26 protein-coding genes are annotated in these 23,327 nt (G+C 71.7%); 6 read left to right on the forward strand and 20 right to left on the reverse strand.

What is annotated here, in order from left to right; translation table 11 throughout:
* Positions 1–993, forward strand: a 993-nt coding sequence (locus OM076_RS31545) for a CU044_5270 family protein (protein ID WP_270044121.1), incomplete at its 5' end; no start/stop codon positions are given.
* 184 nt (positions 994–1,177) lie between these two features.
* Here the strand turns inward: OM076_RS31545 and OM076_RS31550 are convergent.
* Positions 1,178–2,116, reverse strand: coding sequence for an ABC transporter substrate-binding protein (locus OM076_RS31550; protein WP_270044122.1), 939 nt, complete (start codon positions 2,114–2,116; stop codon positions 1,178–1,180).
* Between the two features lie 28 nt (positions 2,117–2,144).
* On the opposite strand from OM076_RS31550, the gene OM076_RS31555 reads away from it, so the two are divergent.
* Positions 2,145–2,987, forward strand: a complete 843-nt coding sequence (locus OM076_RS31555) for a queuosine salvage family protein (protein WP_270044123.1) — start codon at positions 2,145–2,147, stop codon at positions 2,985–2,987.
* Here the strand turns inward: OM076_RS31555 and OM076_RS31560 are convergent.
* Genes OM076_RS31560 through OM076_RS31570 form a run of 3 tightly spaced genes read right to left on the reverse strand, consistent with a single transcriptional unit; the run spans position 2,981 to position 6,339 of the window.
* Positions 2,981–4,591: a PP2C family protein-serine/threonine phosphatase gene (locus tag OM076_RS31560; RefSeq protein WP_270044124.1), complete on the reverse strand. Its 1,611-nt coding sequence runs from the start codon at positions 4,589–4,591 to the stop codon at positions 2,981–2,983. The two genes, OM076_RS31555 and OM076_RS31560, sit on opposite strands and share 7 nt — an antisense overlap.
* Before the next feature lie 18 nt (positions 4,592–4,609).
* Complete coding sequence (locus tag OM076_RS31565; protein ID WP_270044125.1) at positions 4,610–5,677, reverse strand: S-adenosylmethionine:tRNA ribosyltransferase-isomerase; 1,068 nt, start codon at positions 5,675–5,677, stop codon at positions 4,610–4,612.
* The gene (locus OM076_RS31570; RefSeq protein ID WP_270044126.1) at positions 5,674–6,339 is read right to left on the reverse strand and encodes an SDR family oxidoreductase; all 666 of its coding nucleotides are present in this window, start codon (positions 6,337–6,339) and stop codon (positions 5,674–5,676) included. Before OM076_RS31570 ends, OM076_RS31565 begins: the two co-directional genes overlap by 4 nt.
* Positions 6,340–6,480: 141 nt before the next feature.
* Here OM076_RS31570 and OM076_RS31575 point away from each other — a divergent pair, with 141 nt between their 5' ends.
* The gene (locus OM076_RS31575) at positions 6,481–7,284 is read left to right on the forward strand and encodes a class I SAM-dependent methyltransferase (RefSeq protein WP_270044127.1); all 804 of its coding nucleotides are present in this window, start codon (positions 6,481–6,483) and stop codon (positions 7,282–7,284) included.
* Here the strand turns inward: OM076_RS31575 and OM076_RS31580 are convergent.
* From OM076_RS31580 to OM076_RS31590, 3 genes are read right to left on the reverse strand one after another with little or no spacing between them, the layout of a single operon-like run.
* Positions 7,245–8,006, reverse strand: a complete 762-nt coding sequence (locus OM076_RS31580) for a glycerophosphodiester phosphodiesterase (protein ID WP_270044128.1) — start codon at positions 8,004–8,006, stop codon at positions 7,245–7,247. The two genes, OM076_RS31575 and OM076_RS31580, sit on opposite strands and share 40 nt — an antisense overlap.
* Positions 8,007–8,061: 55 nt before the next feature.
* On the reverse strand, positions 8,062–8,688 hold the full coding sequence (locus OM076_RS31585; protein WP_270044129.1) for a response regulator: 627 nt from the start codon (positions 8,686–8,688) through the stop codon (positions 8,062–8,064).
* A complete protein-coding gene (locus OM076_RS31590; RefSeq protein WP_270044130.1) occupies positions 8,685–9,815 on the reverse strand; it encodes a GAF domain-containing sensor histidine kinase in 1,131 nt (376 codons plus the stop codon). Before OM076_RS31590 ends, OM076_RS31585 begins: the two co-directional genes overlap by 4 nt.
* Positions 9,816–9,882: 67 nt before the next feature.
* Here OM076_RS31590 and OM076_RS31595 point away from each other — a divergent pair, with 67 nt between their 5' ends.
* Positions 9,883–10,887, forward strand: coding sequence for a potassium channel family protein (locus OM076_RS31595; RefSeq protein ID WP_270044131.1), 1,005 nt, complete (start codon positions 9,883–9,885; stop codon positions 10,885–10,887).
* Here the strand turns inward: OM076_RS31595 and OM076_RS31600 are convergent.
* A complete protein-coding gene (locus tag OM076_RS31600; RefSeq protein WP_270044132.1) occupies positions 10,864–11,646 on the reverse strand; it encodes a hypothetical protein in 783 nt (260 codons plus the stop codon). The two genes, OM076_RS31595 and OM076_RS31600, sit on opposite strands and share 24 nt — an antisense overlap.
* A complete protein-coding gene (locus tag OM076_RS31605) occupies positions 11,643–12,536 on the reverse strand; it encodes an ABC transporter ATP-binding protein (RefSeq protein WP_270044133.1) in 894 nt (297 codons plus the stop codon). Before OM076_RS31605 ends, OM076_RS31600 begins: the two co-directional genes overlap by 4 nt.
* Positions 12,537–12,647: 111 nt before the next feature.
* Between OM076_RS31605 and OM076_RS31610 the strand changes: the two genes are divergently transcribed.
* Both OM076_RS31610 and OM076_RS31615 read left to right on the forward strand, forming a co-directional pair.
* Positions 12,648–13,760, forward strand: a complete 1,113-nt coding sequence (locus tag OM076_RS31610) for a sensor histidine kinase (protein WP_270044134.1) — start codon at positions 12,648–12,650, stop codon at positions 13,758–13,760.
* Positions 13,757–14,425, forward strand: a complete 669-nt coding sequence (locus OM076_RS31615) for a response regulator (RefSeq protein ID WP_270044203.1) — start codon at positions 13,757–13,759, stop codon at positions 14,423–14,425. Before OM076_RS31610 ends, OM076_RS31615 begins: the two co-directional genes overlap by 4 nt.
* Here OM076_RS31615 and hypF read toward each other — a convergent pair.
* Genes hypF through OM076_RS31665 form a run of 11 tightly spaced genes read right to left on the reverse strand, consistent with a single transcriptional unit; the run spans position 14,355 to position 23,324 of the window.
* Positions 14,355–16,616 carry a carbamoyltransferase HypF gene (gene hypF, locus OM076_RS31620; protein ID WP_270044135.1) on the reverse strand — a complete coding sequence of 754 codons (2,262 nt, stop codon included), beginning with the start codon at positions 16,614–16,616 and terminating at the stop codon, positions 14,355–14,357. The genes OM076_RS31615 and hypF overlap by 71 nt on opposite strands.
* Complete coding sequence (locus OM076_RS31625) at positions 16,613–17,623, reverse strand: D-sedoheptulose-7-phosphate isomerase (protein ID WP_270044136.1); 1,011 nt, start codon at positions 17,621–17,623, stop codon at positions 16,613–16,615. The genes hypF and OM076_RS31625 overlap by 4 nt, the downstream gene beginning before the upstream one ends.
* The gene (gene hypB / locus OM076_RS31630; RefSeq protein ID WP_270044137.1) at positions 17,620–18,300 is read right to left on the reverse strand and encodes a hydrogenase nickel incorporation protein HypB; all 681 of its coding nucleotides are present in this window, start codon (positions 18,298–18,300) and stop codon (positions 17,620–17,622) included. The genes OM076_RS31625 and hypB overlap by 4 nt, the downstream gene beginning before the upstream one ends.
* Positions 18,301–18,408 carry a DUF6893 family small protein gene (locus OM076_RS46985; RefSeq protein WP_372518103.1) on the reverse strand — a complete coding sequence of 36 codons (108 nt, stop codon included), beginning with the start codon at positions 18,406–18,408 and terminating at the stop codon, positions 18,301–18,303.
* On the reverse strand, positions 18,405–19,037 hold the full coding sequence (locus OM076_RS31635; protein WP_270044138.1) for a hydrogenase maturation protease: 633 nt from the start codon (positions 19,035–19,037) through the stop codon (positions 18,405–18,407). The genes OM076_RS46985 and OM076_RS31635 overlap by 4 nt, the downstream gene beginning before the upstream one ends.
* Positions 19,034–19,759, reverse strand: a complete 726-nt coding sequence (locus OM076_RS31640; RefSeq protein ID WP_270044139.1) for a hypothetical protein — start codon at positions 19,757–19,759, stop codon at positions 19,034–19,036. Before OM076_RS31640 ends, OM076_RS31635 begins: the two co-directional genes overlap by 4 nt.
* The gene (locus OM076_RS31645) at positions 19,756–20,373 is read right to left on the reverse strand and encodes a DUF6084 family protein (protein ID WP_270044140.1); all 618 of its coding nucleotides are present in this window, start codon (positions 20,371–20,373) and stop codon (positions 19,756–19,758) included. The genes OM076_RS31640 and OM076_RS31645 overlap by 4 nt, the downstream gene beginning before the upstream one ends.
* A complete protein-coding gene (locus tag OM076_RS31650) occupies positions 20,370–20,540 on the reverse strand; it encodes a hypothetical protein (RefSeq protein WP_270044141.1) in 171 nt (56 codons plus the stop codon). Before OM076_RS31650 ends, OM076_RS31645 begins: the two co-directional genes overlap by 4 nt.
* Positions 20,537–21,073 (reverse strand): DUF5947 family protein, encoded by a 537-nt coding sequence (locus OM076_RS31655; RefSeq protein ID WP_270044142.1) that lies wholly within the window; start codon positions 21,071–21,073, stop codon positions 20,537–20,539. Before OM076_RS31655 ends, OM076_RS31650 begins: the two co-directional genes overlap by 4 nt.
* Positions 21,049–21,531 carry a NifU family protein gene (locus OM076_RS31660; RefSeq protein WP_270044143.1) on the reverse strand — a complete coding sequence of 161 codons (483 nt, stop codon included), beginning with the start codon at positions 21,529–21,531 and terminating at the stop codon, positions 21,049–21,051. The genes OM076_RS31655 and OM076_RS31660 overlap by 25 nt, the downstream gene beginning before the upstream one ends.
* Complete coding sequence (locus OM076_RS31665; RefSeq protein ID WP_270044144.1) at positions 21,531–23,324, reverse strand: nickel-dependent hydrogenase large subunit; 1,794 nt, start codon at positions 23,322–23,324, stop codon at positions 21,531–21,533. Before OM076_RS31665 ends, OM076_RS31660 begins: the two co-directional genes overlap by 1 nt.
* Positions 23,325–23,327: the final 3 nt, after the last annotated feature.

Genomic DNA, 23,327 nt, shown 5'->3' on the forward strand with positions numbered 1-23,327 from the left:
GCGCGTCGCCGCGCCGCGACTCCCGGCGCCGCCGGGTTCGGCGCTCCCGGTTCGCGCCGCGCCGCCGGCTCCGGCGACGCCGGTTCGGGCCGCGCCGCCGGTTCTCGCCACGCCGCCGGTCCCCGCAGCTTCGCGCTCACCGCCTCGCGCTGGCTCGTGCTGCCCGCCATCGCGGTCGCCGCGACGATCGTCGCGCTCGCCGCGCCGGATCGCGCCCCGCAACCCCTTCGTCCCGCGCCGGCGACCGCCGCGACGGTCCTCGCGCAGCTCGGCGGCAAGGTCGCCCACGCGCCCGCGCCCGCCGGCCGCTACGCGTACGAGAAGCAGCTCTCCTACGTCTCGCACATGCGGCCCAAGCCCGGTGGCAAGGGCACGTTCGTCGTCGTGCTCCCGCACACCGACGAGCAGTGGATCACCGACGACGGCGGCGTGGCCATCACCCGCAATCAGATCGGTTGGGACCAGCCGACGTTCCCGACCCCCGAGGACAAGGCCGACTACGAGGCGGCGGGCACGAACCAGCCGCGCTGGGACGACTCGCCCCACCGGGTCGACGGCGTCACCGTCGCCGGCTTCACGCCCGCCGAGGTCCGGGCGCTCCCGACCGACCCGGTCGCCCTGCGCGCGCGGCTGATCGATCCCCACGTCCAGCTGACCGCGATCATCGGCCAATTGCTCGGCTCGGCGCTGACGCCGCAGCCCGTCAAGGTCGCGCTGTTCGCCGTGCTCAAGGGCCTGCCGGGGGCGACGCTCGTCCCCGACACGACGGACCCGAAGGGCCGCACGGGGGTCGGTGTCCGGTTCGAGAGCGACGCCTGGAACACGCTCTTCCTGTTCGATCCCCGCACCGGCGCGCTGCTCGGCACCCGCTCGATCGGGCACAGGGAGGTGCCCGGCCGTGACATCGACGACTGGAGTCTGGTGCTCGAATCCGAGCGGCGCGACGACGCGCCGGTCGCCACGGGCCGGACTCTGACAATTCCGGTTGCGTGAGTAGGACGTGTGCGCAACCATGTTCAGCAGTACATGGTTGATCCGCCGGATAGGCAGTTCATATGACCCGTCGGCGGGCAAAATAGCCCGCCACACTCGGCTCTACAGCCCCGGAGGCCCGCAAAGCGGCCACCAAAATTGATCGATGGCAGCCCGGACGGTGACAGCGGCCGGGCGCCTCGCTTTAAGGGTTGAACTCGAACGAGTCGACGACGCTGGGCTTCGTCTTCACGAGCCCGATGCGCACCTCGAAGTCCGCCCATTCCTGGAGCACGGCGCGATCGAGCACGAGGCCGTCGGCGAAGATCGGCAACACCGCGTCGAGCTCGGCGCGCACCAGCTTGGTGTCGTCGGTCTCGGCGGCCTTGGCGATCACCTTCACGGCCTCGTCCGGCCGCGCGCGGGTCTTGTCCAGGCCGGCGGTGATCGCCGCCAGCGCGGCCTCGATCCGCGGGCGCTCCTTCTCCAGCGTCTTGCGCGCCGTGACCAGCAGCACCTCGGGGTAGGCGGGCGCGCCGTAGTCCTCGACGCGGAACTCGTTCGCCTGCAGCCCGCGCTGCTTGAGCGCGACGCCCTCGGCGTTCCAGAACGCCGGGACCGCATCCACGCGCTTGGTCAGCAGGCGGGAGACGGCGTTGAAGCCGATCGTCACCTGCTTGACCTTGGAGTAATCACCGCCGTCGTCGGTCACGATCGCCTTCACGAACGCCGGGTCCGACGGCAGGCCGGAGACCCCGACGGTCCGCCCCGCGAGGTCCCGCGGGCGCTTGATGGACGGCTGCGCGATCAGCGCGGCGAGCGGCTTGGACACGAGCGCGCCGACCGCGACCACGTCGACGCCCTCCTGGCGCGCGATCGCGAGATCGTGGATGTCGAGGACGCCGAGCTCGACCTTGCCGGTCGACACGAGCTTCAGCGAGTCCGGCCCCGTGCCGGGCTTGCGGATCTGCAGCGCGTTCCCGGCCAGGTAGATCGGGGCGTGCACGGGGTTGGGGGTGAAGTCGAGCGCGATCGACACCGGCCGCACCGGCGCGGCGGGCTCCTTGTCGGTCGAGGTCGCGGTCGAGGACGAGCCGCACGCCGCGACGGCGAAGGCGACGAGGATGAGCGCGAAACGGTGCATGGCGGTCGTCACCGTAGCCTGTCTGAAAATGCTGACCGACCGCGTGCGCCTCCACTGTGCCGGTGTCGCCGCCACCGCGCGGCACGTGAGCATCGATCCCGACGCCGAGATCGCTGCCGGCGGGGTCAGCGGATTGGACGAGACGCTGCACTTCCTGGAGGGGGCGCCGGAGGACGTCGCGCGCTACGTGCTGATCCTCGACGCGATCAATTTCGGCTCGGGCTGGTTCGAGGAGCTCGGAGCGAGCACTGATGGCCTGACCGAGCGCCTCACCGCTCACGCGCGTGCTGAAGGGCCGTGGTCGGCGGCGGAGCTGCGGGAGCTCGCCGCGCGCGAGGTCGCAAGCACGCTCGGCCTCGACCCGCAGCACCAACTCACCCGCCTCTACTCCGCCGCGCTCAACCACCTCGGTGGATTCCTCGGGCACCGCCCGATCGAGCACGTCCTCGGCAACAGCGCGGAGGATCTCGCCGAGCGGCTCGCCGCGGGCATGCCCTTCTTCGACGACCGCGGCTTCTACAAACGCGCCCAGATCGCGGCCAATGACCTCCACCTGGCGCGAGTCGTCAGCTACGACGACGTCGACCGGCTGACGATCTTCGCCGACAACCTCGTCCCGCACGTGCTGCGCCTCGACGGCGTCCTTGTCTATTCCGACGAGCTCGCCGCGGACATCGACGAGGGCCGCCCGCTGCTCGCGGGCGGAGAGTTCGAGCGCGAGCTGCGCGGGTGCGCGGTCCACGCCTGCGAGGCGCTGGCCACCCGCCTGGAGGTCCCGCCCCGCCTGCTCGACAACTGGCTCTGGAACCGCGGCCAGCACCCGCCGTACAGCGAGCGTCCGGCGCACATCACCCGCACCGTCTACTACTGACGGTGGCGGCGTAGGCCGAGCAGCGCGATGTCGTCGTCGCGGGCGGCGGGCAGCTCGACCAGCAGCCGGTCGGCGATCTCCGCGACGCTTCCGGTGGCCTCCGCCGCGACGGTCGCGAGCTTTGCCAGGCCGTCGTCGAGCGGCCGCTTGCGCGATTCGACGAGGCCGTCGGTGAACAGCCACAGCGTCTCGCCCGGCGCGAGCGTGAAGTGCCCGAGCGTGCACGGCGCGGCACCGCTGAGCCCCAGCGGCGGGCAGCGCGGCGCGTCGACGTAGCCGCGGCCGGCGATCAGGGCGGGGAGGTGGCCGGCGCTCGCCAGCTCCCCCGCGCCCGTGTGCGGGTCGAGCACGACGTAGATGACGGTGACGAACGTGATCTCACCCGCCGAGACCGCGACGAGCGCGTGCAGGTCGTCGATGACCTGGGCCGCTCCCTCGCCCTTGACCGCGTAGGCGCGCAGCGCGTTGCGGATCTGGCCCATCGTGGCCGCGGCGGACACGCCGCGCCCGCCGACGTCGCCGATCACGATCCCGAAGCGCCCGTCGGGCAGCGGGAAGGCGTCGTACCAGTCGCCGCCGGCGTGGTCGCGCGCGTCCCCGGGGACGTAGCGGACCGCGAGCTCGTGTCCGGGCACCTTGGGCAGCCGTTCCGGGAGCAGGGCCCGCTGCAGCGTCGCGGCGGTCTCGTGCTCGCGGGCGAACAGGCGGGCGTGGTCGAGGGCGAGTCCGGCGCGGCGCCCGACCTCCTCCGCCAGCTCGAGCTCCCGCGTCGAGTATTGGCGCCCGGATTCGGCCCAGACGAAGGTGATCGCCCCGAGCGTGCGGTCGCGGGCGGCGAGCGGGACGACCATCACCGAGTGCATCTGCAGGTCGCGGACGAGCTGGATCTCCTCCTCGTCGAGCGCGGCGGCCTCCAGCAGGGCGCGATCGATGACGGGATAGAGCTCGGAGCGGCCGGTGCGGATGACGGCGGGGGCGCCGGTGGGTGCGTCGGGGTCGGGCGGGTAGCGGTCCTGCAGCTCGCGCGCCCAGCGGACCTTGTCGGGGTCGACGTGGGCGACCGCCACCTGCTCGTAGCGCCCGCTCCCGTCCTCTGCCGCGAGCTGCACGGCGCACCAGTCCGCGAGCGCGGGGACGGCCAGCCGCGCGACCTCCTCGAGCGTCCGGCGCGGATCCAGCGAGGCCGCGAGCACCTGGCTGGCGGCGTCGAGGAAGGCGTACGCCTCCTCGCGCTGGCGGCGGTCGGTGACGTCACTCAGCAGGCCGGTGATCCGCTCGGTGCGCCCGTCGGTGCGCACGGCCCGGGCACGCGCGTGGAGCCAGCGCAGGCCCTTGTCGGGGAGCAGGACGCGGATGTCCATCTCGTACGGCGTGCCGTGCTCGAGCGCGGCCTGGACGTGGCGGCCCATCTGCTCGCGGTCCTCGGGCTCGAGGATGCGCCCGACGAACTCCTCGACGCCGGAGGGCTGGTAGCCGCGCGGGAGGCCGTAGAGCGGGCCCATGTTGTCCGACCACTCGATGACGTCGGTGTCGACGAACCACTCCCAGTAGCCGGTCTCGGTCCCTTCCAGGGCGAGCCGGAGGCGCTCTTCGAGGCCCCGCATCCACGGAGCATATGGGCCCTACCGCAGCAGAAGGTGCAGATCTCCGAACTCGTGCCAGTGGTAGCCGCGCTCCAGGGCGGCGGCGTAGGAGCGCTCGAGCAGCGCGCGGCCGGCGAACGCCTCGAGCATCAGCAGGTGGCTGGCCTCGGGCTCATGCCAGCCGGTGAGGAGCCCGTCAACGGCGCGGACGCCCCGCTCGGGGGTGACGGTGAGGTTGGTCCACCCTGCTTGCGCGTGGACTTCGCCTTCGTCGTCGGCGGCGCTTTCGAGCGCGCGCACCACGGTCGTGCCGACGGCGATCACCCGTTGCGCGGCATTCACCCGCTGTGCCGTGTGGGCGCTCACGCGGAAGCGCTCGGGGTACGGGCGCTCGCCGCGTTCCTGCGAGCTGACCCCGGTGTGCAGGGTGATCCGCTGCACGCCGATCCCGCGCTCGCGCAGTGCCGTCAGCGCCCGCTTGGTGAACGGCCGGCCGGCGCTCGGCATCTCCGCGCTCCCGGGCTTGGTGGCGAAGATCGTCTGGTGGTCCTCGAGCGGCCGCTCGATGGGCTCGTGCGCATAGCGGATCGGCGCGCCGTGATGGTCCAGGTAGGCGAGCAGCGCCTCGGGGAGGTCGAGCTGCGCGATCCAGAGGCGGTTCGGGCTCAGGTAGGGCGCGAGCAGGGTCGCCGTGCCGCCGCCGGGCAGCGCGAGCGTCTCACCCGCCGTACCGCGAGCCCGGTGCCCGCCGCTCCGCACCTCCACCACCCACCGCGAGGGGTTCTGCGGTTCCCGCGCGTTGTATCCCACATGTATACCGGGGTCAGACCCCGGTATACCGCTGGTATGCAACGTCGGGTCGGGGGTGGAGAGGTGCAGATCGACGGCGCCGCCGTCTGCCCTGAGGGCGGGGAGTGCCGCGGGCAGCGTGGCGGAGTCGTTGACCACCAGCAGGTCGCCGGTGGTCAGGTGGGTGGGGAGGTCGAGGAAGCGGGTGTGGATCAGCGGGCGGGCGTCTTGGGCCACCATCAGGCGGACCTCGTCACGGACGGGCGGCGGTTCGGCGGCTTCAAGGCCGCGCGGGAGCTCGAAGTGCAGCGCGGTCATGCAGTCACCAGCGCCTTCGCCTGGTAGCGCCCGGACGGCAGGTCGCCTTCGATCAGCGCGAGCAGGCCGGGCACGCTGTCCTCGGGCGGTGGGCGGTCGCTGATGTCCTCGCCGGGGAACGCCTCCTGGTGCAGGCGGGTGTTCATGTCGCCGGGGTCGACCGAGTAGAAGCGCCGGCCGGGGTTCTCGGCGGCGAGGATCGCGGTCAGGTGGTCGAGCGCGGCCTTGGATGAGCCGTACCCACCCCAGCCTTCGTAGGCCTCGACGGCGGCGTCGGAGGAGACGTTGAGGACGCGAGCGGGCGCGGCGAGCTGGATCAGCGCGAGCGGCGCGAGCACATTGACCCGGTAGACGTGCTCGAGGGTGTCGAGCGGGTAGTCGGCGAGCGGTGGCTGCGGGCTCGGCCCGAGCACCGAGGCGTTGTTGACGAGCAGGTCGACGGGGCCGTTCGCGGCGGCGACCAGCGCGGCGCGGTGGGCGGGGTCGGCGACGTCGCCCGCGAGCGCGGCGACGTTCGTGGTCAGGGCGAGTTCGGTGGCGGCCGCGTCGAGCGGGCCGGCCTCGCGGGCGTCGATGACGAGCCCCCACCCTCGCTCGGCGAGGGCACGGGCCAGCGCGAGCCCGAGGCCACGGGAAGCGCCGGTGACGATGGCGATAGGCATGGCTTCGAAGCTACGCCCGGGTCCGCCCGCGCACCATCGTCAATTGGGCCTAGGACCCGAAATGCCCGCCGGTCCATACGGGAGATATTCACGAGTTGTTAAGGGGTACGTCTCCGACCCATTTCACGAGCGGAGGCCTGAATGCTGAGTGCCGAAGACACCCCTTTGGTGCAAGAAGTCGAGTTGGTTCCGGAGACCTCCGCCGCCGAGCGGGCGGTCGCCGACCTGCTGCCCATCGGCGCGGAGCGCGGCCTTGCCGAGCTCGCCCGAGACGCGGTGCCGGTCTGGTTTCACACGTTCGCGCTCGCGCCGGGGATCTACACCCCGGGGCTCGCGCGCGACCATCGCTACCGCCCGCAGGTGCTCGGGGCAGAGCGCTTCTTCGGACGGAGTGTCCTTGACATCGGGACCTTCGACGGCTTTTACGCGTTCCTCGCCGAGGCGCGCGGGGCCAGCCGCGTCGTGGGCGTCGACAACGAGCAGTACGTCGACTGGATCCGCGGGCGGTTCGGGGTCGACCTCGAGCCCGCGGCCGGCTTCGACGCGATCCACCGCCTCATCGGCTCCCAGGTCGAGTACCGGCGGCTGGACGCGCTCGACGTCGGTGAGCTCGACGAGGGCTTCGACGTGGTGCTGTGCTTCGGGATGCTCCACCGCGTGAGCGACCCGGTGGCCATCCTCAAGGCGCTCGCGGACGTCCTCGAGCCCGGCGGCGAGGTGATCCTCGAGACCTACGGGTCGACGCTCGCCTCCGACACGCCCGCGATCGAGGTGCACGCTTCCGGCGACGTCTACGCCGGCGACGACTTCGTCTACTGGGGCTTCCCGCCCGAAGGTCTACGGCGCCTGGCCGGCCTCGCCGGGTTCGGATCGGTGGAGATCGTCGACGAGGTCGAGATCGACGGTCACCCGAGGATCATCGCGGTGCTGCGCGCGGAGGCCTGATCCGCGCCGGCGCGCAGGCGCCGAGGGTCGTCGGTCGTGATCGCGTCGACGTCCAGCCGCGCCACACGGCGCGCCAGTTCGGGGTCGTTGATCGTCCCGGTCGTCACGCTGAGGTCCTCGTCGCGCAGCCGCGCGACGAGGTCGGCGTGCAGGAGGAAGTGCTCGACGCACACGCCGTGGACGCCCGCGGCACGCGCCCAGGCACCGAGGGCGTCGGGCGCGTACTCCGCCCAGACGATCAGCCGCGCCCGCTGCCCGAGCTCCGCCGCGGCCGCGCACGCCGCGCCGTGGAAGGAGATGACCTCGATCTGGTGGTCGGGGTACTGCTCGGCCACACGGCAGGCGGCCCGCGCGGTGGTCACGGCCAGCGCCGGGTCGCCGTGGGTCTTGACGTCGACCTGGATGGTGAGCCCGGCCGGGGCGGTGTCGAGCAACTCGTCGAGCAGCAGCGGAGACTCGGCGGACGGGACGCCGCGATGGTCGCGCAGGCAGAGCGTGCTGAGGGCGGGCCACGGCGTCTCGTGCGCCCAGCCGAAACCGGTCGTGCCCGTCTGCAGCCATGGGTCGTGGAGGAGCGCGAGACGCCCGTCCGCCGTCAGGCAGACGTCGGTCTCGAGCCCATCGACTCCGATCGCGAGCGTCGCGTCCAGCGCCGCTCGCGAGGAGTCGGGGCCGGGCACACGACCCAGGCGATGCGCATAGAGCGCGGGCAGATCGAGCACGCGACCAGCATCGAGCGTCCTTCGCCCTTTGGCGTTGTCGTGTGGTGAACGGCGTTCAGACGAGGCCGTGGCGCACGGCATACAGCGCGGCCTGGGTGCGGTCGGTCAGGCCGAGCTTGCCCAGGATGTGGGACACGTGGGTCTTGACCGTCTTCTCCGCCACGCCGAGCTCGAGGGCGATGACCTTGTTCGAGCGCCCGCGGGCGATCAGGATCAGGACGTCGCGTTCACGGGGCGTGAGGTCGTCGACCTGGGCGGGCGCGCCGCCGCCGTGGGCGATCTCCTCGACGACGCGGGTGGCGATCGTGGGTGAGAGCGGCGTGTTGCCGTCGGCGGCGGAGCGGATCGCGCGGACCAGCTCGGGCGGTTCGACGTCCTTCAAGAGATAGCCCGCGGCGCCCGCCCGCAGCGCGGCGAAGAGCTTGTCGTCGTCGCCGAAGGAGGTGAGGACGATGATCTTCGCGCGCGACTCGCGCAGGCGCTTCAAGGCACCCACGCCGTCCAGCCGCGGCATCACCAGGTCGAGCAGGATGACGTCCGGGTCGGTGCGGGCGGCGGCGTCGACCGCGGCCTCCCCGTCACCCGCCTCGGCGACCACCTCGATGTCGTCCTGGAGGTCGAGGAACGTGCGCAGGCCCTGCCGCACCACGGCGTGATCGTCGGCCAGCAGGACCCGGATCACGTAGGCATCTCCAGTTGCACGGTGGTTCCGGCCCCGATTTCCGAGGTCACTTTGAGCGTCCCGCCAAGCTCTGTCGCGCGCTCTTCCATCGACGTCAGCCCGAGCCGCTGCCCACGCACTTCCGGTCCGGCGGGATCGAAGCCGCAGCCGTCATCGGCGACCTTCAGGAACAGCCGGCCATCGCGGCCGCCGAGCATCACCTTGATCCGCTTGGCGGCCGAGTGGCGCATGGCGTTCCCCAGCGCCTCCTGCGCGATCCGCAGCACCTGCGTCGCCGGCCCGGGGGCGAGCCGCGGCACGTCGCACACCCGCAGTTCGATCTGCTGCCCGCTCACCCGCCGGAGCACCTCGACGTGCTTGCGCAGGACGGTCGCGAGCCCTTCCGCCTCCAAGGATCCCGGCCGCAGCTCGAAGACCACCGCGCGCAGCTCCTCCATCGCCCCGCGCGCCAGCTCGCTCACCCGCCCCAGCTCGACCGCGGCGGCGCCCGGGTCTCGCCCCAACAGCGTCGACGCGGACTCCGCCGCGAGCGCGACCCCGAACAGCCGCTGGGTGACGGAGTCGTGCAGCTCGCGCGCCAGCCGGTTGCGCTCCTCGATGATCGACAGCTCGCGCGAGCGCTGGTAGAGGCGGGCGTTCTCGATCGCGATCGCCGCGTGCGCCGCCAGCAGCTGGATCAGCTTCTGGTCGGCGGCGGAGAACATCGAACCGTCCTCCTTCTCGGTCAGGTAGACCGCGCCGAGCACCTCGTCGCGGATCACGATCGGCACGCCGAGGAAGGAGCGCATCTGCGGGTGCGCGCGCGGCCACCAGCCGCGGAAGCGCGGGTCGGCGGTGATGTCGTCGGTGAGGTGCGGCTCGGCCGATTCGAGCATCGCGCCCAGCATCCCGTGGGTGCGCGGGAGCGGACCCATCGCCTCGATCAGCTCGTCGCTCATCCCCGAGGTGATGAAGGACGCGAAGGCGCCCTCGCCGTCCGGGATGCCCAGCGCGGCGTACTTCGCGCCCGCCAGTTCGCGCGCGGAGTCGACCAGGCGCTGCAGCACCGGCTCCACTTCGTGCTCGGCAGCGATCGCCAGCACGACGTCGCTCAACGCCCTGAACGCGGTGCTGTCGGCGGCGGCCATGCACGAACAACGTTACGCGCCGCACCGCGGTTAACCCATCGGCCGCTGGATCTAGGACCATTGGCGCATGTCGCACCCCCGCGACGTCTTCCGGCGTCTGGCGATGCTCGGCCTCGCGCTCTGCGTGCTGATCGCGGGCGGGACGGTGGCGTACGCGCTGGTCGAGGACAGCACGCTGTGGAACGGGTTCGTCTGGACGATCGACACCGTCGCCACCACCGGCTCGATCCAGGCGCCGCAGGACGTTGCCGGCGAGGTGGTCAAGGTGATCCTCACGCTGCTCGGCGTCGGCACCCTCTTCTACGCCCTGGTCTCGATGACCGAGCTCGTCGTAACCGGCGAATTGGGCACACTCCTGACAGAACGGCGCGTACGCAAGATGACCGACCGACTCAGGGACCACTACATCGTCTGCGGCTTCGGCCGGGTCGGCCGGCAGGTCGCTTCAGACCTGCGCGCGGCGGGCGCGCCGTACGTGGTCATCGACGCCGACGCCGCCAACCGCGAGGCCGCCTACGCGCCCGGCGTGCGCTTCATCAACGCCCGCCCGTCCGACGACGACGCCCTGCGCGACGCCGGCATCGCCCGCGCCCGGGCGATCGTCGCGTGCGTGGACTCCGACGCCGAGAACATCTTCATCGCGCTGACCGCTCGCGAGCTACGCCCCGACATCGCGATCGTCGCCCGCGCGAGCCAGGAGGAGAACGAGAAGAAGCTGCGCCGCGCCGGGGTGGACCGCGTGATCTCGCCCTACAAGTCCTCCGGCACCGAGATGGCCCGCCTCGCACTGCACCCGAACGTCACCGGCACGATGGACGTCGCCGCCGAGTACCGGCTGGAGGAGATCACCGTGCAGCCGGGCTCGGCAGGCGACGCACAGACGGTCGGCGACGTCCGCGGCGGGTCCTACATCGTCGGCGTCCGCGCCGCCGACGGTTCCTTCCGGCCGCAGCCGGCCGCCGACGCGCTGCTCGCCGCCGGCGACGTCGTGATGGCGATCGGCACCCCCCGCACGCTCGAGCGTCTCGAGGAGCTCTTCACCGCCGGCTCAAGCGTCTCGACGGGCGACTAGCCAGATGCCGGCCGCGAGCGCCGCCGCCGCGTAGGCGCACGCGACGAGCAGTCCCACGCCTGGAGCGATCGGGATGGCGTCGTCGGCCGCCGTCGAGCGCTGGATCGCGAGGCCGGCGAGCATCGGGCAGAAGCGCCCGAGCTTGAGGCCGACGTCCATCGGCAGCATCGAGATCACGATCAGCGGGACCCACAGCACCGCGAAGACGGTCGAGATCGCCGCCGCGGTGTGGCGCAGCAGCGCGGTCACGCCGAGGCTGAACAGCGCCACCGTGGCGAGATACACGGCGGTGCCGACGACCGCGCGCAGCTCGACGCCGAAGCCCGCCACGTGGTAGCCGTTGCCCGCGGTGTAGCCGTTGCCCGCGAGGACCGTGCTCCCGATCAGGTATGCGAGGACGCTGGCCAGCAGCCCGGCGACGAACACGAGCCCGCCGACGACGACGGCCTTCGCCAGCAGCACGTGGTCGCGCCGCGGCGTGGCGGCGAACGTGGTGCGGATCATCCCGCTCGAGAACTCGCTGCCCAGCGCCAGCACGCCGAGCGAGACGGCGGCCATCTGGCCCAGGTAGGCGCCGCCGAGGGCGATCGCGACGAGGTCGTCGTGACATCCCTCGGAGATCGGGCAGCGGTTGGTGTGGGTGCTCGCGGCGATCAGCCAGCTCAACACCACGGTCGAGATCAGCAGCGCGAACAGCGACCAGGGCGTGCTTCGCAGCGCGCGCAGCTTCGTCCACTCCGCGCGAAGTGCGTCGCTCATCGGAACTCCACCGCCTCACGGGTCAGGTCCATGAACACCTCTTCGAGCGTCGTCCGCTGCGGGGCGAGCTCGTGCACCCGCAGACCGGCGTCGAACGCGAGATCGGCGATCGCCGGCGCGGACAGGCCGGTGACGCTCAGCGCGTCCCCGCCGTCGGCGCTCACCCGCCCGCCGGCGTCGGCGAGCAGCGCCATCAGCTCCTCGGCCTGCGGGCTGCGCACCGTCACCCGTCCGGTCCCGTCGTTGAGCGCGTCGCTGACGGTCGTGTCGGCGATCAGCCGCCCGCGGCCGATCACGATCAGGTGGTCGGCAGTGTCCTCGAGCTCGCTCATCAGGTGGCTGGAGACCAGGACCGCCCGCCCCTCGGCGGCGAGCGAGCGCAGCAGCCCGCGAATCCACCGGATCCCCTCGGGGTCGAGGCCGTTGACGGGCTCGTCGAACAGCAGCACCGGCGGGTCGCCGAGCAGCGCGGCCGCGATCCCGAGCCGCTGGCGCATGCCGAGCGAGTAGCTGCCGATGCGCCGGCCCGCGACACCGGAGAGGCCGACGAGCGTCAGGACCTCCGGCACGCGGCTGGGCGCGAGCGCGTTGCTGTCGGCGAGCCAGCGCAGATGATCGACGCCGCGCAGCCCGTTGTGGACGCCGCTCGCGTCGAGCAGTGCGCCGACCTCGCGCAGCGGGTGGTTGAGCTCGGCGTAGGGACGCCCGCCGATTCGCGTGCTGCCGGCGTCGGGCGTGTCGAGCCCGAGGATCGCCCGCATCGTCGTCGACTTGCCGGAGCCGTTGGGCCCGACGAACCCCGTCACCTGGCCCGGTTCGACGCTGAACGTGAGGTCGTCCACCGCCAGCGTCTCGCCGTAGCGTTTGGTCAAGCTCTCGACTTCGATCATGGTCGGCGACGGTACGTCCGCGCGGGACGCGCGTCGTCGCGCACGAGAGCCGTCTTGGACATCCCCCGTGAGAGGGATGCCATGGGCGCGCGCGGCGGCCACAATCGAGGGGTGCAGCGTCTGCGCAGCGAGTTGGAGCGCCTGGCGGGACGGCCGGACTGGCCGCTGGTCTCGGGCCTCGCGCTCGGCCTGCTCGGGCTGCTGGAGGCCTACGTCTACACGCGCGGCGGCGGCTTCGAGGACGACGCCACGACAACGTTCGTGCTGACGCTGACCGCGACGCTCCCGCTCGTGTTCCGGCGCACCCACCTCAAGACGGCGGCGGCGGTGACTAGCCTGTCGACGCTGTTCCTGGTGTCGAGCGGCGAGCCGACGCCCGAGACCGCGGCCGTGATCGTCGCGCAGGCCTGGGTGCTCTACCTGCTGGCCGAGCGGACCCGTGGCTGGGTGACGCTGCTGCTGGGCGTCGCGTTCGTGCTGCTGACGCTCTCCAGCGGGCAGGTCGTGCTCTCGAACCTGCTGCTGCTGGCGGCGGGGATCGGCGCGCTGGCGATCGGCAACGCACGCCGGCTCGGGGGCGAGGTGAGCGAGGTGCGCGCGTCGCAGGCGGCGTTGGAGGAGCGCGCGCGGATCGCACGCGAGCTGCACGACGTCGTCGCCCATCACGTCTCGACGATCGCGATCCAGGCCGACACCGCGCGGCTGACGACGCCCGGGATGCCGGCCGAGGGCGGCGAGCGGCTGGAGGCGATCGGCCAGACCGCGCGCGACGCGATGACCGAGATGCGGCGCGTGCTCGGCGTGCTGCGCACCGAGGACGGCGGCGAGCTGGCACCGCAGCCGGGGCTGGACCGGCTCGGCGAGCTGCTCGAGACCGCGCGCGAGACGGGCACACCGGTGCGCTTCGTGCTCGACGGGCGGCCCGTGCCGCTCCCGCCGAGCGTCGAGCTGACCGCGTTCCGGATCGTCCAGGAGGCGCTGACGAACGCCCGCCGCCACGCGCCCGGAGCGCCGGTCGAGGTCTCGCTGCTCTACTCCGACGACGCGCTGCTGGTCGAGGTGCGCGACCGCGGACCGGGCCCGCCGGGCGGCGGCGAGAGCGCCGGCGGCGGGCAGGGATTGGTGGGCATGCGCGAGCGGGTGACGATGGTCGGCGGCGAGCTGCGGACCGGCGCCGCCGACGGCGGCGGCTTCACGGTCGAGGCGAGGCTGCCATGGCGATGATCCGCGTGGTGGTGGCCGACGATCAGCAGATCGTGCGCGCCGGCTTCGGCGCGCTGCTCGACACGCAGCCCGACATCACGGTCGTCGCCACCGCGGCGGATGGGAGCGAGGCGGTCGAGGCGTGCCGCTCGCACCGGCCCGACGTCGTGCTGATGGACGTCCGCATGCCCGTGATGGACGGCATCGAGGCGACCCGCCGGGTCTCCGGCGACGCCCGGGTGATCGTGCTGACGACGTTCGACCTCGACGAGTACGTCTACGACTCGCTGATCGCGGGCGCCAGCGGGTTCCTGCTCAAGGACGTCCGAGCCGAGCACCTCTTCGACGCCGTCCGCGTGGTCGCGGCCGGCGAGGCGCTGCTGGCCCCGTCGGTCACGCGCCGGCTGATCGGCGAGTTCGCGCGCCGCCGTCCCGGGCGCCCGCGGTCGCTGGACGAGCTGACGCCACGCGAGGTCGACGTCCTGCGCGAGCTCGCCGAAGGCCTGTCCAACGCCGAGATCGCCGCGCGGCTCGTGGTGAGCGAGGAGACCGTCAAGACCCACGTCAGCCGCGTCCTGATGAAGCTCGGCCTGCGCGACCGCACCCAGGCGGTGATCACCGCGTACGAGACTGGGCTCGTCGTGCCGCGATCGCGGCCTGACCGTACGCGATCGCCCCGTCGTTGACGGGCAGCTGCCGCGGCGTGAGCGCCCGCGGCAGCAGCTCGAGCGTCCGCGCCAGCAGCAGCTCGTTCTGAAAGACGCCGCCCGAGAGGACGATGACCGGCTCGTCGCGCAGGGCGGCCGCGGTGGCGTTCGCGACCGCGTTGTGGAAGCGGGCGGAGACGAGCGCGACGTCGACCCCGCGCTCGACGTCCTCGACCACCGCGGCGACGGTGGGCCGCGCATCGAGCACGAGCCTTGCATCCAAGTCGTATACCGGGGTCCGACCCCGGTATACGGGTTGTGTACATGTCGTATCCAAGGGGTACGCGGCCGTCTCGTGGCGGTCGGCGCGCGCTTCGAGCTCGATCGCGGCTTGGCCTTCGTAGGTGACGGTGTCGCGGAGGCCGCAGAGCGCGGCGACGGCGTCGAACAGGCGGCCCATGCTCGACGTCAGTGGTGAGTTCAGGCCGCTGCGGACGAGCTGGGCGACGCGCGACCACTCCTCCGGGACGTCGTGGCCGATCTCCAGCAGCCAGGCGCACGCCATCCGCCACGGTGCGCGGATCGCGGCCTCGCCGCCGGGCATCCGCACGGGCCACAGGTGCCCGAGACGGGTAAAGCTCGTCAGGTCGCCGCGGAGCAGTTCGCCTCCCCACACCGTGCCGTCGGTGCCGTAGCCGGTGCCGTCGTAGATCGCGCCCGCCGCACGCTCGACGCCGTGCTCGGCCAGGCACGCGGCGAGGTGGGCGTGGTGGTGCTGGACGCCGTCCGTCGGTAGGTCGAGGTCGAGCGCGTACTTCGTCGAGAGGTACTCCGGGTGCAGGTCGCAGGCGACGAGCTCCGGGGTCACGGCGAACAAGCGCTCGAAGTGGGCGACGCCGTCGGTGAAGGAGCGCAGCGTCTCGTAGTTGCCCAGGTCGCCGATGTGATGGGAGACCCAGGCGCGGCCGTCGCGGGCGAGCGCGAACGTCGACTTGAGCTCCGCGCCGACCGCGAGCAGCGGGGGCGCGGGCGCGACCGGGAGCGTTGCCGGCACGTACCCACGAGAGCGCCGCACGATCCGCCCGCCGCGCAGCACGGAATCGTCGACCCGCGTGTGGATCGGGCGGTCGTGCAGGAGGAAGACGTCGGCGATGCCGGCCAACCGCTCGAGCGCGTCATCGTTCTCGAACGCGATCGGCTCGTCGGAGACGTTCCCGCTGGTCATGACGAGCGGGACGCCGACGTCGGCCAGCAGGAGGTGGTGGAGCGGCGAGTAGGGGAGCATCACGCCGAGCTCGGGGGTGCGCGGAGCGACGGAAGGCGCGACCGCCGCGCCGGGAAGGCGCGGCGCGATGACGATGGGGCGGGCGCGCGACGTGAGCGCGGTGGCGGGCGACGAGGGCGCGGTCTCGGGCGGCGACGGCGCCGGCTCGAGGGCGACGAGCGTCGCCGCCATCGCGGCGTCGCGCGCCATCAGCGCGAACGGGCGCTCCTCGCGGTGCTTGCGAGCGCGCAGGCGGGCGACCGCCGCCTCGTCGTCCGCGCGGCACGCCAGGTGGAAGCCGCCGATGCCCCTGACCGCGAGGATCGCGCCGCCGCGCAGGGCGCGCGCGGCGGCCGCGAGCACGTCGTCGGCCGCGCCCGCGCCGCCCGCCTCCGCGCCGGCGTCCTCCGTCAACGTCACCCGCGGCCCGCACTCCGGGCAGGCGTTCGGTTGGGCGTGGAAGCGGCGGTCGCGCGGGTCGTCGTACTCGGCCTGGCACGCCGCGCACATCACGAACGAAGCCATCGTGGTCCACGGGCGGTCGTACGGCACGCCGGTGACGATCGTGAACCGCGGGCCGCAGTCGGTGCAGTTGATGAACGGGTAGCGGTAGCGGCGGTCGAGGGGGTCGAAGAGCTCGGCCAGGCACGCGTCGCACGTCGCGGTATCCACCGAGATCGGCGCGTCCGGGGCGCCGCCACGCGGGCTCGCGCGGATCTCGAAGGAGCGCGCGCCCTCCTCCGGCACGACGACGCTCGACACGGACTCGACCGACGCCAGCGGCGGCGCCTCCGACCGCAGGCGCAACAGGAACGCATCCACCTGCGGGCCCTCGACCTCGACCACCACGCCCGACGCGTCGTTGAACACGAAGCCCGTCAGCTCCAGCTCCGACGCCAACCCGAACACGAACGGCCGGAACCCCACGCCCTGCACCACGCCCGACACCCGCGCTCGGACCCTCAAGCCAGCTCCACCAGCCGGTGATAGGCGGAAGCCTGGGCTTCCTGGATCCGCGGTATGTGCTCGGAGCGGACGACCACGACGAAGTCGGCAAGCCGCTCCGAAGCGATCCGCCCACCGTCGTAGCCGACCATCGCGATCGTGGCCAGCCCGCGCCGCCGCGCCTCCGCCAAGGCCGCCAGCACGTTCGCCGACGAGCCCGACGTCGACAGCGTCAGCAACGTGTCATCCGGGCGTCCGTACGCGATCACCTGGCGGGCGAAGATCGCCTCGACGCCGATGTCGTTGGCGATCGCGGTGAGGATCGCGGGATCGTCGGTCAGGTCCAACGCGCGGCGCCCGCGCGCCCGGAAGTCGGCCACGACGTCCATCGCGTCCGTCGCCGAGCCGCCGTTGCCCACGGCGAGCAGCCGTCCCGAGCGCAACACACCCGCGGCGGCGACGAGCACGTCCGCGTTCTCGCGCAGCGTCTGCTCGCGCAGCGCGCCGATCTCCGCCGCCTTGGCCTCGATCGAGCGCCGCACGTCCGCGCGCACCGCGTCGAGATCCTCGGCCCCGCCGCCCTCGAGGAACGGATACAAGAAGCTGGCCGCCCCCGCACCCACCCGCGACCGGTCCCGGTGCTCGAGGAACACGTGCACGAGCTCCCAGAGCATGTGGTAGAGCGTCTCGATCAGCTCCTGGCGGATGAACGGATCGTCGGTCGGCGGGATGAACGACTCGCCGTCGACCCGCACGCCGAGCTCGCTGAAGATCACGACGATGTCGTCGGGCTCGCACTCGAGCTGCAACGCGTCCAGCGTCGGCATCGCCATCGCCGGCAGCGCCCGCTTGCCCACGATCACGGGATGGACGAACTCGACGGCGATGTGGCGCGCGTCGGACTCCTCACCCACCGCCAGAAGCCGCCCGCCCCGCAGGAAGCGCTGCGCCATCTCGTCGCACAGCGCCGCCAACCGCTCCGATTCGGCGGCGAAGAAGTCGTGGTTGGCCCGCGTCCGGTCCGTCAAGCCTCCACCAGGCGCCGTTCCGGCAGCGCGGAGAGCCAGTCGCGGAACGCGTCGACGCCCTCGCCGGTGCGGGCGCTCGTGAGCAACACCGGCACGCCCGGGTGCACCGTCTCCAGATACCCCCGCCACTTCTCGACGTCGAAGTCGACATGCGGCAAGAGGTCGATCTTGTTGAGCACCACGAGCTCGCAGGCGCGGAACATCAGCGGGTACTTCAACGGCTTGTCGGCGCCCTCGGTGACGGAGGCGACCATCACCCGCGCGTCCTCACCCACGCGGAACTCCGCCGGGCACACGAGGTTGCCGACGTTCTCGATCACCAGCAGGTCGATCTCCTCGAGGGGGATCGACGGCAGCGCGGAGCGCACCATGTTCGCGTCGAGATGACACTCCCCACCGAACCCGGCCGACGTCTGCAGCTGCGTGACCGGGACGTGCAACGAGGCGAGCCGATCGGCGTCGAGCGTGCCCTGCACGTCGCCCTCCAGCACGCCCGCGCGGACGCCGCCGAGGTCGCGCAGCACCCACTCCAGCAGCGCGGTCTTCCCCGCCCCGGGCGCGCCCATCAGGTTCGCGACGCTCACCCCGGCGCGGTCGAAGTCGTCCCGGTTGGCGCGCGCGATCGTGTTGTTGGCGTCGAGCGCGTCCTCGACGATCCTCACCCGGACCCGGTGCATCTACATCGCCCGGACCTTCAGGTACCGCTTGATCTCGGGCAACATGGCCGCCGCCAGCGCACCCCCCAGGGCCACCAGTCCGCCGATCACGATGATCGCGTTCTTCATCCCAACTCCTTTCGCAGGACTTCTTCGAGCAGCTTCTCGGCCCCATCCAACGCCGCCTGCACCGGATCGCTGAGGCCGGTGAACTCCTCCACGGCGGCCGGCTCACAGCCGAGGACCAGCGTCCGCGGCAGCTCCCCGCCGAGCGTCTTGGCCAGTGCCAGCACGGAGACGGGGTGCATCGCGTGCGCGTCCACGTCGAGCGGCACGCCGTCCAGATCCGGCTCGATCAGGTAAAGCGTCCCCGGAGCCGACCCGCGCGGCGTCGCGTCGAGGAACACGACGACGTCGTAGTCGGCGAGCGCGTAGGCCAGGTCCATGCCGCGGATCCCGAAGTCCGCGACGTCGACCCCCTCGAAGGACACGCGCCGAGCGAGCTCGCACCCGAACCCGTCGTCACCGAGGAAGACGTTGCCGATCCCCGCCACGAGCACCCGCAACGGGAACACCTCGGCGGGGGTGAAGAAGAACCGGTGCCCGCGCTCACCGAGGTCGCGCCCCGGGTCGTCGTCGACGAGCACGCCGACGAACACGCGGCCCTCCATGTCGGTCTCGACCACGTCGACGACCGCGGTCTTGCCCGCCAGCGCGAGGTCGAAGACGTCGCCGCCCACACGCGGGCGCAGCTTCACCCGCGTTCCGACCGGTATCCCGACAACGTCCACAGCTGCTCCTCGGTCAGGTTCTCCGTGCGTTCCAGGACCTCGCGAGTGCGCGGATCGGCGCGCATCTCCTCCTTCTCCCAATCGGAGAGCGCGAGGATGTTCAAAGCCAGCAGGCCGTCGATCTCGCCGCCGTCGAAGAGGTCACCGGGCGACTCCGGCGCGATCCGCGGATGGTCCTCGAGGATGATCGGCGACGCCAGCATCGAGTCATCACCGACGAGCACGGGCCACAACCCGACGTGCGAGCACCCGGCGGCCTCGGTGGCCGAGACGAAGCGCCCACCGACGAGCAGCGCGTGCGTCGAGCAGAGCGCATGGCGCAGCGCCTCCTCTCGCGCGTCGCCGACCCACGGCGCCGTGTTGCGAATCGTCACCGTCAGCCGCTGCCCCGAGACGTCGACCTCGACCACACCCGCGACCCCGTCGAACGCGAACGCACCGCGCCCCACCGAGCGCTCGACGCCTTCCTCCAGGAAACGCACCGTCACATCGACGTCATGCGGATCGCTCTCCAAGAGCACCTCCGTGCGCATCAGCGAAGCGTCGTCGGGATGCAGCGCGCTCCACGCCGGCGGGAACACGCAGCCGAACGTCCACCGGCGCTGGTTCTTCAACGCGCTCGGCCGGTACGGCCAGAGCATGTAGCCCTCGTACATGACCGCGTCCGCGAGCGTGCGCAGGTCGCTCATAGGCCCAGCGCCTCCAGCGCGTCGTCCCACGACGCCAGCGCGTTGCGCGACTTGTAGGCCGAGAGGCGGTCGAAGCTCTCCTTGCTCAGGCGCACCCACGCCGTACCGCGGAAGTAGCGCTCCATCGTCTCCTTCCACACCTGGACCGGCAGTCGGTACTCCGCCTCGCTCTCCCAGGACAACCGCGTCGTCTGCAGCTCACCGGCGCCTCCCGTGTAGAACACGCTGCCGCTGAAGAGGAACTCGAGCGGCACCTCGCCGTCGCTCAACGCGTCCAAGTACCGCGACGCCGTCACCTCGAGGTCGTACGAGCACGGCACGTCGACATCGACCACCGTCGAGCCCTCGAAGGCCGGGACGACGAGCGTCGTCCGCGTCCACAGCAAAGTCCGCAGCGTCGTGCCCCAATCCGCGGTCGGCCCGAAGAGCTCGAACAGCCGGTCGTGCGCGCTCGCGTCGTACCCGCGCCGGCGCGCCGCGATCTGGATCTGCACGTCGAGCAGCACCGAGCGCACGGGCGTCTCCGACGTCACGCCGAGCGCGAAGCGCAGCGTCGGCACCGCGGTGTGCTCGACCCGCGCGGCGCCTTCGACGGAGAAGCCCAGCTCGATCACGCGGGCGAGAGATTTGGCATCCGCGGATCGATCGGCTCTCGCGCGGCGGCGTTGATGCCGGTCGAGCGCGCCTGCGTCGACGTGCCGTCCGCCTTATGCGCGGCGGCCATCTTCTCGTAGTTGCCCTTCGAGTTGCCCTGCTTGATGCCGTCCACGTGCGTGCTCACCCTCGGCTCCTTCGGTCCAGTCCCGCGAAGAACGTGTCCAGCTCGCGCCGGACCTCAGCACCGCCGGTGAGCCCGCGCCAGTGGGTGCGAACCACGCCGACGAGGGCGAAGCACACGTCGATCCCCACGATCCAGGCATGCCCGCGGTTGACGAGCAGCGCCTCGACGTCGTCGGCGAGCTCGACCCCGGGGTCGACCGCCAGCAGCGACTCGGTCGGGCCGACCGGGCTCGGATAGAACGCCTTCGTCGCGCCGTTGATCCGGACGCAGAACACGATCTCGACCGGCAGCCCGAGATCGATGTCGCCCACCCGCCGCACGTCGCCCGGGATCAGCTTCATCCGGTCCGAGCGCTCGAACAGCAGCCCGCACGGCCGGCACGCGCATTTGACGTCGCGTGTGGCGAGCTCGAGCACGTGCCGGTGGTCCGCCGGGATCGGCGTGCCGCACAGCTCGCAGTGCTCGAGCGCCGCCTCGCGCTCGACCGTCGAGCGCTGCGCGAGGCGCATCAGCCCGCTTGAGGCACCGGGCATGCGATCTCGATCTGCAGCAGTCCGGAGGGAGCCGTGGCGCCCTCCGCCTCGACCCGCTCGACGTCCGGCGCCGCCCGCGCGATCGCATCCTCGACCGCGGTCGTCAGCGTCAGCGCGGAGGACGGACAACCGTTGCACGCGCCCTCCAGTCGCAGCCGCACGACGCCGTCGGAGACATCCAGCAGCTCGACGCCGCCACCGTGCGCGACCAGGTAGGGCCGGACCTCGTCGAGCGCGCCCAGCACCCGCTCGCGCACCGGCACCGGATGCAGCCCGTGCAGGAGCAGCAGGTGCGCGACCAACTCGTCCTCGACCGGCACCGAATCGGCCGCCACGATCCGCGACAGCCCCTCGCCGTACATGTCCAGCAGCGCCTGTACCAACTCGGTCGCGACCTCGCGCTCACGCGGTGGGAACGTCTCGACCTGATCGAGCAGCGCCTCGACTTCTTCGAGCATCAGCCGTGCTCCCCGAACATCGGCGAGTGCACCTGCTTGATGGTCTTGCCGTTCCCGAGGTACATGTGCACGCCACACGGCAGGCACGGGTCGAACGAGCGGACCGCGCGCATGATGTCGATCCCGCGGAAGTTCTCGGCATCGGCCTCCTCGAAGATCGGCATGCCGTTGCACGCGTCCTCGTACGGTCCGGGGGTGCCGTAGGAGTCGGTCGGCGAGCCGTTCCACGGCGTCGGCGGGTACGGGTGGTAGTTGGCGATCTTGCCGTCGCGGACGACCATGTGATGCGAGAGCACGCCGCGCACCGCCTCGTGGAAGCCGCAGCCGATCGCGTCGTCGGGCACGTCGAAGTTCTCGAACGTCTTCGTCCGCCCCGCGCGGATCTCCTCGAACGCCTTGTCGAGGAAGTGGAACGCGCAGCCCGCGGCGTAGGCGACGAAGTAGATCCGCGCGCGGTCGCGCTCGATCGCGTTGGACCACTGCGGGATCTTCCACTCGAGCTGCATCTCAGGGGTATCCGGCGTTTTGGGGAGCGTGATCTCGACCGAGTGGCCGGTCGCGTTGACCATCGGGATGTGGACCTTGTTGGCGAGCGCCGTGGACCACAGCCGCGCGATCGCCCCGCCGCCCGTGTCCATCGCCAGGTAGTCGCCGGTGCGCTGGTCGAACCAGCGCGGGCTCATCACCCACGAGTAGTTGCCGCCGTCGAGGTCGCGCTTCTGCGGCGCCGGGGTCGTGGTCTGGTTCCACGGGTGGCGCTTGTCGACGGGGTTGCCGAGCGGGTCCTTGGGCACGAAGACCTCGCCGCTGCCCTCCCAGTCCTTGTAGTAGGACGAGCCGAGCAGGATCCGGATGCCGAGGTTGATGTCCACGAGGTTCGTGGTCACCAGCTCGCCGTCGACGACGATCCCTGGGGTGACGAACATCTCGTTGCCCCAGTCGCCCATCGTCTTGTAGTCGTACGTGCAGAAGTCGGGGTTGTTGAACGCGCCCCAGCAGTTCAACAACACCCGCCGGCGCCCGACCTCCTCATAGCCCGGCAGCGCCTCGTAGAAGAAGTCGAAGACGTCGTCGTTCATCGCGACGGCCTTCTTGATGAAGTCCAGGCAGCGCAGGAGCCGCGACTGGTAGTCGGTGAGCAGCGTGGGCGTGGCGACGGTGCCGACGCCGCCGGGATAGATCGTGGACGGGTGCACGTGGCGCCCCTCCATCAGGCAGATCATCTCGCGCCCGATCCGGCTCATGTGCAGGGCCTCGCGGTACGTCGCGCCCGTGAACGGGTTGTACGACGTCATGATGTCCGCGATCGTCTTGTAGCCGTGGTGCTCGACGCCCGGCGCGGCGGTGTTCTGCGCCTTCGCCCACACGCCCGGGTTGGTCTCCTTGACCATCTGCTCGCAGAAGTCGACGAAGACGAGATTGTCCTGGAAGATGATGTGGTCGAAGATGTACTCGGCGGCCTCGCCGAGGTTGACGATCCACTCGGCCAGCGGCGGCGGCTTGACGCTGTAGGCCATCTGCTGCGCGTAGCACGAGCAGACCGCGTGGTTGTCGCCGCAGATGCCGCAGATGCGGCTGGTGATGAAGTGGGCGTCGCGCGGATCCTTGCCCTTCATGAACACGCTGTAGCCGCGGAACAGCGATGACGTCGCCTTGCAGCTGACGACCTCGCGCCGGTCGAAGTCGATCTTCGTGTAGATGCCGAGGTTGCCGACGATGCGGGTGATCGGGTCCCACGACATGTCGACGATGCGGCCCGCCTCAGGCTTGACGGGTTCTCGTGTGGCGGCCATCGG

Source organism: Solirubrobacter ginsenosidimutans (assembly GCF_027587205.1).

Excerpts from the sequence above, each read along its gene's own strand:
- OM076_RS31550 (WP_270044122.1), bottom strand. The coding sequence starts at position 2,116 with ATGCACCGTTTCGCGCTCATCCTCGTCGCCTTCGCCGTCGCGGCGTGC.
- OM076_RS31555 (WP_270044123.1), top strand. The coding sequence starts at position 2,145 with ATGCTGACCGACCGCGTGCGCCTCCACTGTGCCGGTGTCGCCGCCACC.
- OM076_RS31565 (WP_270044125.1), bottom strand. The coding sequence starts at position 5,677 with ATGACCGCGCTGCACTTCGAGCTCCCGCGCGGCCTTGAAGCCGCCGAA.
- OM076_RS31615 (WP_270044203.1), top strand. The coding sequence starts at position 13,757 with ATGATCCGCGTGGTGGTGGCCGACGATCAGCAGATCGTGCGCGCCGGC.
- OM076_RS31605 (WP_270044133.1), bottom strand. The coding sequence starts at position 12,536 with ATGATCGAAGTCGAGAGCTTGACCAAACGCTACGGCGAGACGCTGGCG.
- OM076_RS31560 (WP_270044124.1), bottom strand. The coding sequence starts at position 4,591 with ATGCGGGGCCTCGAAGAGCGCCTCCGGCTCGCCCTGGAAGGGACCGAG.
- OM076_RS31575 (WP_270044127.1), top strand. The coding sequence starts at position 6,481 with ATGCTGAGTGCCGAAGACACCCCTTTGGTGCAAGAAGTCGAGTTGGTT.
- OM076_RS46985 (WP_372518103.1), bottom strand. The coding sequence starts at position 18,408 with ATGAAGAACGCGATCATCGTGATCGGCGGACTGGTGGCCCTGGGGGGT.
- OM076_RS31660 (WP_270044143.1), bottom strand. The coding sequence starts at position 21,531 with ATGCTCGAAGAAGTCGAGGCGCTGCTCGATCAGGTCGAGACGTTCCCA.
- OM076_RS31570 (WP_270044126.1), bottom strand. The coding sequence starts at position 6,339 with ATGCCTATCGCCATCGTCACCGGCGCTTCCCGTGGCCTCGGGCTCGCG.
- OM076_RS31655 (WP_270044142.1), bottom strand. The coding sequence starts at position 21,073 with ATGCCCGGTGCCTCAAGCGGGCTGATGCGCCTCGCGCAGCGCTCGACG.
- hypB (WP_270044137.1), bottom strand. The coding sequence starts at position 18,300 with ATGCACCGGGTCCGGGTGAGGATCGTCGAGGACGCGCTCGACGCCAAC.
- OM076_RS31600 (WP_270044132.1), bottom strand. The coding sequence starts at position 11,646 with ATGAGCGACGCACTTCGCGCGGAGTGGACGAAGCTGCGCGCGCTGCGA.
- OM076_RS31590 (WP_270044130.1), bottom strand. The coding sequence starts at position 9,815 with ATGGCCGCCGCCGACAGCACCGCGTTCAGGGCGTTGAGCGACGTCGTG.
- OM076_RS31665 (WP_270044144.1), bottom strand. The coding sequence starts at position 23,324 with ATGGCCGCCACACGAGAACCCGTCAAGCCTGAGGCGGGCCGCATCGTC.
- OM076_RS31595 (WP_270044131.1), top strand. The coding sequence starts at position 9,883 with ATGTCGCACCCCCGCGACGTCTTCCGGCGTCTGGCGATGCTCGGCCTC.
- OM076_RS31640 (WP_270044139.1), bottom strand. The coding sequence starts at position 19,759 with ATGAGCGACCTGCGCACGCTCGCGGACGCGGTCATGTACGAGGGCTAC.